At 38.7% G+C, this 6363-nt stretch carries 6 protein-coding genes; all 6 read right to left on the bottom strand.

The window, feature by feature from the left end; all coding sequences use genetic code 11:
• Positions 1–11: 11 nt before the first annotated feature.
• The gene (locus tag AB1K83_RS17010) at positions 12–323 is read right to left on the bottom strand and encodes a hypothetical protein (RefSeq protein WP_413059400.1); all 312 of its coding nucleotides are present in this window, start codon (positions 321–323) and stop codon (positions 12–14) included.
• Between the two features lie 307 nt (positions 324–630).
• The gene (locus tag AB1K83_RS17005; protein WP_413059399.1) at positions 631–1419 is read right to left on the bottom strand and encodes an alpha/beta fold hydrolase; all 789 of its coding nucleotides are present in this window, start codon (positions 1417–1419) and stop codon (positions 631–633) included.
• Between the two features lie 44 nt (positions 1420–1463).
• The gene (locus AB1K83_RS17000; RefSeq protein ID WP_413059398.1) at positions 1464–1994 is read right to left on the bottom strand and encodes a histidine phosphatase family protein; all 531 of its coding nucleotides are present in this window, start codon (positions 1992–1994) and stop codon (positions 1464–1466) included.
• Positions 1995–2413: 419 nt separating this feature from the next.
• The gene (locus AB1K83_RS16995; protein ID WP_413059397.1) at positions 2414–3856 is read right to left on the bottom strand and encodes a VWA domain-containing protein; all 1443 of its coding nucleotides are present in this window, start codon (positions 3854–3856) and stop codon (positions 2414–2416) included.
• An 80-nt stretch (positions 3857–3936) separates the two neighbouring features.
• Positions 3937–5091: an AAA family ATPase gene (locus AB1K83_RS16990; RefSeq protein ID WP_413059396.1), complete on the bottom strand. Its 1155-nt coding sequence runs from the start codon at positions 5089–5091 to the stop codon at positions 3937–3939.
• 124 nt (positions 5092–5215) lie between these two features.
• Positions 5216–6112 (bottom strand): DUF6744 family protein, encoded by an 897-nt coding sequence (locus AB1K83_RS16985; protein ID WP_413059395.1) that lies wholly within the window; start codon positions 6110–6112, stop codon positions 5216–5218.
• Positions 6113–6363: the final 251 nt, after the last annotated feature.

Genomic DNA, 6363 nt, shown 5'->3' with positions numbered 1-6363 from the left:
ATCGGGAGACGTTATTTTAAGCGGAAAGTGTCCAAATTTAACGAGCAAAAAGTGTCCAAAACTACTTGACGGTTACAGTCGTTGGTAGGTTTACCTTTTATGATGTTCGATATATCCTCTTTCTCAAATGCTTTACCATCATTCGAATAACCCATTTCATTTACTTTTATTGCGACCTTTTCAATACTACCTATGTATGCGTATTCCTTGATAATTTGTTCTTCCAGTGTTTTAGGTTGGAAGGATTCAACTAAATCAACAAATCCCTGTAGAATCTCAATTTCTTTTTTTGCTTGATCTACAGTTTTTAAGTTCTTCATCATCTCTCGCCCCCCTTATTCGAGATATTCTATAAGTACCACTAAAAACCTCTTTATTAACTAACTGGGCAGTTATGTATACAATCGACGCAGTCAAACGAAGGAATCTTCCGACTTTTTTAATAGGATTCTGACTAGAGTAAGAAGAGCCCCAGTATAAACAACAATAATAAAATAAGGGAAAGGAAAGCAACCTCTTCCCTTAATTATTGGCATACACAATTTGACATTAGGGTATTTTCTTGATTGAGCAAACGTTAAGAAGAAGAACCATCTGGATATCCATGCTTAAAAAACAGGGAGCATCCATTCAATTTTTTCCGTTCTGAGCTCCATGAGTAGATACAAACTGCTTAATGAAATTGTTCACTGCCACGGGCGCCTTTGTTGGAAGCTGATGTTTTACGTCTCCTATGAGTATGCACTCGTTGACAGGGAGCTTTTCGTGTAATAATTGGGCATAGCGATGAAACGCCTTATTTTTTTCTCCATACAGCAACAAAACAGGGAATTTAATTTGATCTAAACGGTCCGTACAGTTATAGTGCAAACTGTATCGATAATATTGTTCAATATTTTGGGCTTTTCCTTTTTTTGCGTTGATATATAAATCTTTAAACAATTGTCCAGTATTGGAGTTAGTAAAGGAAACGGATAAAGCAAGAGCTTTATATGCCTTCCATTCCGCTAGCTTTACCCCTAAACTAATTTTATTTTTTAATGATGGATCTTTTACTTCTGACAGGGCTCCTATAAGAATGCCTCCTAAAGAGCGTTCGGGGTATGTCAGCAAAAAATCAAGAGCAATGGTCCCTCCAGTTGAGTAGCCGCATATAAAAGCTTTATCTACTTTTAAATGGTCCAATAGTTGTTTGATATCATGTGAAATTAATGGATAAGTCAATGCTTTTTCTGAAAAAGAGCTGTTTCCATGACCACGAATGTCAAAGACAATAACTTTGAAGCGATTTGATAATTCATTCACTTGGTAGATAAAATTCATGCTTGTGAGTAAGGGAGGATGGATAAACACGATAGGTATCCCTTTGCCTTGAACGTGATAATACAGGTCTATCCCATCAATTCTTGTAACTGGCAACGCATTTCACCTCCGATCTTAGGGGGTTATTTTTTGACAATTTTTCAGTCCCAGATTCTCCTTACAAAATAGGTATCCTTTTTTACTTTCACTTCGTAGACATCCGGGCGAGAAAACCCCGACCATTCTTTGAGCCCCTGCATGCCATCAATTTGCATCAATAAAAGCGCCATCGTATTACGATGAGTAACCAGCACGGTGCCGTCGGTTGCTGATTCAAGCACTTCCATTCCCCTTTTTGCTATTTCGCGGCTTGATTCTCCACCCGCCATTTTCAAATCCCTGTCCCGAACGGATTCTTCGAGGCGTTCTATCCAGTCTTTTAGGTTTTTTGAAATCAGCTTGTGCTCAGCCAGCCGACCATCAATTTCCACCTGCAGTCCTTGGCTTTCTGCTGTTGGCTGGATGGATTGTATCGCCCTCGTAAAAGGGCTGGAAATAATGTGTTTAATATTCCGCTTCTCAAAAAAGCGGTGCAATTCTTTAGCTTGTTCTTTTCCCTCTTCAGTCAGTTCTGCCTCCGGCTGTTGTCCTGTAGCTTGACAATGCTTGACCAGATATACTGTTTTTTCCATTTGTTTCGCTCCTAGTTTAACATTATTACTTTATTCGCATTTCCAATAAATGAGGAATTATTCAAACTCAGGACGCTCTGTATCAGAATACCTTCCTTTTACAGCTCATCATAGCCATTTTTTGACTTGCCTACACCGCTAAGGTTTCCTTTGTTAATCTCTCCTTCATCAATTAAATCTATACCTTTTTCATCTGTACCTGATTTCTATTAGGGATTCTTCCGCAAACCGCCAAGCTAAGTCTTTTTAAATGCACACTCCACAAAATTTGAACAATCGAAGCGTGCTCTTTGTTGAGCATACGGGTGCTTTGTGATTGATCATGAAGTCTACAAGACGGACTGCAAATGGTTTTTTGGTGAATTATATAATTTTTAAAAAAGCTGCCTCAAAGTTGGAATTGACTTTGAGGCAGCCCTTTATATTTCAAATGCAGCATAACTTCCCTTGTCTTCAAGATCTTTAACCATGACGACTTTATCGGAAAACTGTTCCACAGTATTTGTGCTATTACCTATAATAAAGGATAGGACATTAAAGGCTTTCTCTTTTTTCTTCTTATCGAACTCTTCAAGAAAGGAATCTTTTATCCTGTCCTCACCGTCTGTAACAAATACAACATCCGATTGTTTAAAGCGACTTTCGTTAATCATGCTTAATGATTTACTTAGTGGTAAAGAAAAATTTGTTCCTCCACTTAGGAAGGTTTGTGCCAGATTCATCATATCCGAGCCCTTAATTTTCCCTTTCTCATATTTAAAGACTTGTGTACGATTAGAGAACAGGATCAAGCAAAAATCCCTTCTCTGTCTTCTAGCAATTAACATAAGGGCTAAAGTGAAACCTTTGGATTGAGTATCAAGGTTTCGCATACTGCCCGACTGGTCCAAGCAAAGTATAATTGGACCTTTTCCTAACACCTCTTGCCCCTTCTGTTCATACATCATCGTCTGACCTTCTACAAACCGACGGAGAAAGTCGTTCTTGGTTGTTGAATTCGTGTACAATCCTAGCTCTATCGGCAGCAACCGTTCAATATCGTTGCCTATTGTGACTCCACTTCTTTCCATTGCATTATTATATTTAGTTTTCTGCTTTTTACATGCTACCTGTTTGAATCGACCAGCCCAGTCCGCGATTTCTTTCATTTTTTTATCAGAAGCAATTTTCTCTGCTAAAGAAATTTGGTCTCTTAAAGGAACCTTTTTAAGTTCTGCATCCCCACTGCCAGTTCGGGTACCAACAAGTAACGATTTCAGATCATCCTTCACCTGTTTTGTTTCTTGCCTGGCTTGTGCCATTGCTTCAGAAAAGCTGTAGCTATTGTTTTGTAGTGTCTGTTGTATATGACCATTCATGACTGCCATTGCTTTTCTAAGATCAGCTTGCAACTGCTCATTGCCATTTCCAACCCAGTCTTGCCGCTCTTGCTTTTGGAGTTGCCTCTGCATACCTTTGACTTCCTGCATCTTCTTTTGTAGCTCTTCATCCCGTTCCTTTTGCTCAATCAGCCATTGATTCGTTTTCTCTCCGAATTTCACTGTACCGATGGCCGACGATAAATCATCCAAACGAGTGAAGCTACGATAGTTTTCAAAGGATTCATCTGTCATAATTTTTTCCATCAATGATTTGTTGACTTGAAGATCATCTGCAACATTCTCTTCCATCATTTCTGGTTTCATTTTATATAGGGAAGCCCAAATGTCGCCAAGTAGTGGTTCAAACGTTGGTAACTCCCCCTCATCACTTATCTTCTGAAGTCCTTGTGACATTTCATAAATTTCTTTGAAACGTCTTTTATCAAATGCGTCTGTATTTAATACAGAACGATTTTCATTTTGAATTGTATATCTTCTCATGAAGAGCACTCCCTTTCATTTATTGAAAAAGAAATGCCGAAGGAAATCCCCTCGACATCTCGGTTCTCGAATATATTTTTTTAAAACGGTATCCCTGTAGTTTGATTTTCAAAGTCCATAGGCTCTAAAATACTATCCAGGATTTTTTGTTGCATAGACTTCACTTTATCGAGTATTGGATCGATATCCTTAATTTTACTTTCATTATGTTTTTTAAGCTTATTTAAATCAGCGATTAATGCCTTCATTTTCTGGGTAGCTTCCATCCCTGCATCTGTCGAGTTTTCCTTTAACATAGAGTTAAATATTTCATTTGCTTCGTTCTGTATTGAATCAATGGTCCGAGTCACAACGTCTTGGGCATGACTACGAACAATGAGAGATACCGTATCCTTTTGATCAACCGTTTCCCAAAGGGCATTTTCAAGAATGACAATATCATCGACCTTCACAACCTGCCTTTGGTTAATCAAAGCCTTCGCTTGTAGAACGCTAAGCGATTGCTTGAAACGTCGATCCGAAGGCCGAATCCCTTCATCCCGTAATTCCATACGTATTTTTGAAAGGGTCTCGTAAACTTCATCGGGAATCGCTACCATGTCCGCGAAAAACTGAAGTTGAATCAATTCTTCAATTGTCATTGATGGCATTGGCTGATGTTGTCCAGTCCCTTTCATCATGGATACAAAATTTGTTTCTTCTGCTATATAGTCGATTTCAAATCGTAATAAGAATCGATCAAATAACGCCTCCAAGCCTTCACCCTCTTCGGGATACTCATTTGAAGCGCCTATGACAGACATTAAAGGAACTTGTACAGGTGAACCGTTATTGTAGAATAACCTTTCATTGATAAGGGTTAGCAGACTGTTCAAGATAGCACTGTTCGACTTGAAGATTTCATCTAGGAACACCAGATTAGCTTCAGGCATCTTGCTAGCTGTATTTCGCTTGTATATACCTTTTTCGAGGTCCTTAAGTGATAATGGACCAAATAGCTCCTCCGGTGTACTGAACCTTGTCAGTAGCCACTGGAAGTAGGAAGTACCTTGAACGATTTTAGCGAGTTCAACAGATAATGCAGATTTCGCAGTACCTGCTGGACCAATCATCAACATGTGCTGCCTTGATAACAAAGCTATCAAGATGGCCTCCACCTCATTTTCACGCTCAAAGAATTTGGCATTCAAAGCGTTTTTAATTTCCTCTAATTTAAAAAAGTTGTTATTTGTCATTTATAAACCATCCCTTCAAATCTGCTTTTAAAAGAAAGTGGGAGCAATATTTACAATGCAATTCTGCTTCCTATCATTGAAATCCTATTTAGCCTCTGAGCGTGGAAAAATATGCTACCTCTATTTACGATAGATCCGTAACCATTCGTGTGATTTCCGAACGGATCTTCATAATCTTTTGTTCGAGTTGAACCGACTCTTCCTGAACGATTCCTCTATAGTTTTTATAGTTCAAGATGACAGAATTAGCATTTTCAATGATTTCTTTCACTTGCCCTTTTCTCAGGTTTCCACTTGTTTTACAGTCTTTTAAAATGGATTCCAAATGCTCATTCAGTTTGTTATTGACCATATTTCGATTGTCAAAATTATTGACAACTGGTATTTTGAACCCTTCGCTATTTTCAAGTGAAGATGTGAATTTTACCAACTTCGCCAAACCTTCTGTATGCGAATCAGGAACAAAATATATACCTCCATTTGGTCTAACAGGTGTCGGTGCAAGCGACTGTAGAATTTTATTGACCATTACCCTTAATTGCTGGGCAGAATAATTATCTTTGAAAACGTTAAATTTCTGCTTCGCTTCCATACAAAGCTCTTTAGCCGTTTCGATTTCAGATACGAACGTGATGGATTCATTCTTCTTATCCAACGTGATGACGCCGGCCTTGCTATTGTAATCCAGCCTTTTCCCTGCCTGATTCACGGATTCCACGACGATGTTTCGCTGTACATAGTCCTTATCTGCAAACACTTCCCGAATCAGATAGTTTTCAAATATCACTGAATTAGCAGTCGCCTTTCGGGTTTCAATCGCTTTTGTCGCCCGACGGAAAGCATCAGCAGGACGAATGGCATTTGGCATCCATGCTTCTTCCAAACCGGACTGAATAAGTTTGTTCTTTAGCTCCTCAGTTCTGACGAGCTGTTTCCCAATGCTGTACCACATTAGGTGACCAAGTATTCCCTCCTGGTTTTCATTTTGAACAGCTGTCATGTTATCAAGATTGATTGACATGCTATCAACTTCCTTCCTGTCTAGTTATTTTTTAAGAAACAGAAAAAGCTTCAACTTAGCTATCAGCCAAATATATTGCGTTTTGAAATAACCCCTATATATTTTTCATATTCCAGCCTGCCGACATACCCTCCCCTTTCATCCGACTAGCTAGTAAATCAAAAAAGCCGATTGCATCCATAAGGACTCAATCGACTTTTAAAATATATCTCGCATTATTGATAAACAACATATGGTATACTGTCTAATAG

This window comes from Sporosarcina sp. 179-K 3D1 HS (assembly GCF_047228905.1).
GTDB lineage: Bacteria > Bacillota > Bacilli > Bacillales_A > Planococcaceae > Sporosarcina.
This window is presented reverse-complemented; position numbering and strand designations above follow the sequence as displayed.

Excerpts from the sequence above, each read along its gene's own strand:
- AB1K83_RS17010 (WP_413059400.1), bottom strand. The coding sequence starts at position 323 with ATGATGAAGAACTTAAAAACTGTAGATCAAGCAAAAAAAGAAATTGAG.
- AB1K83_RS17000 (WP_413059398.1), bottom strand. The coding sequence starts at position 1,994 with ATGGAAAAAACAGTATATCTGGTCAAGCATTGTCAAGCTACAGGACAA.
- AB1K83_RS16995 (WP_413059397.1), bottom strand. The coding sequence starts at position 3,856 with ATGAGAAGATATACAATTCAAAATGAAAATCGTTCTGTATTAAATACA.
- AB1K83_RS16990 (WP_413059396.1), bottom strand. The coding sequence starts at position 5,091 with ATGACAAATAACAACTTTTTTAAATTAGAGGAAATTAAAAACGCTTTG.
- AB1K83_RS16985 (WP_413059395.1), bottom strand. The coding sequence starts at position 6,112 with ATGTCAATCAATCTTGATAACATGACAGCTGTTCAAAATGAAAACCAG.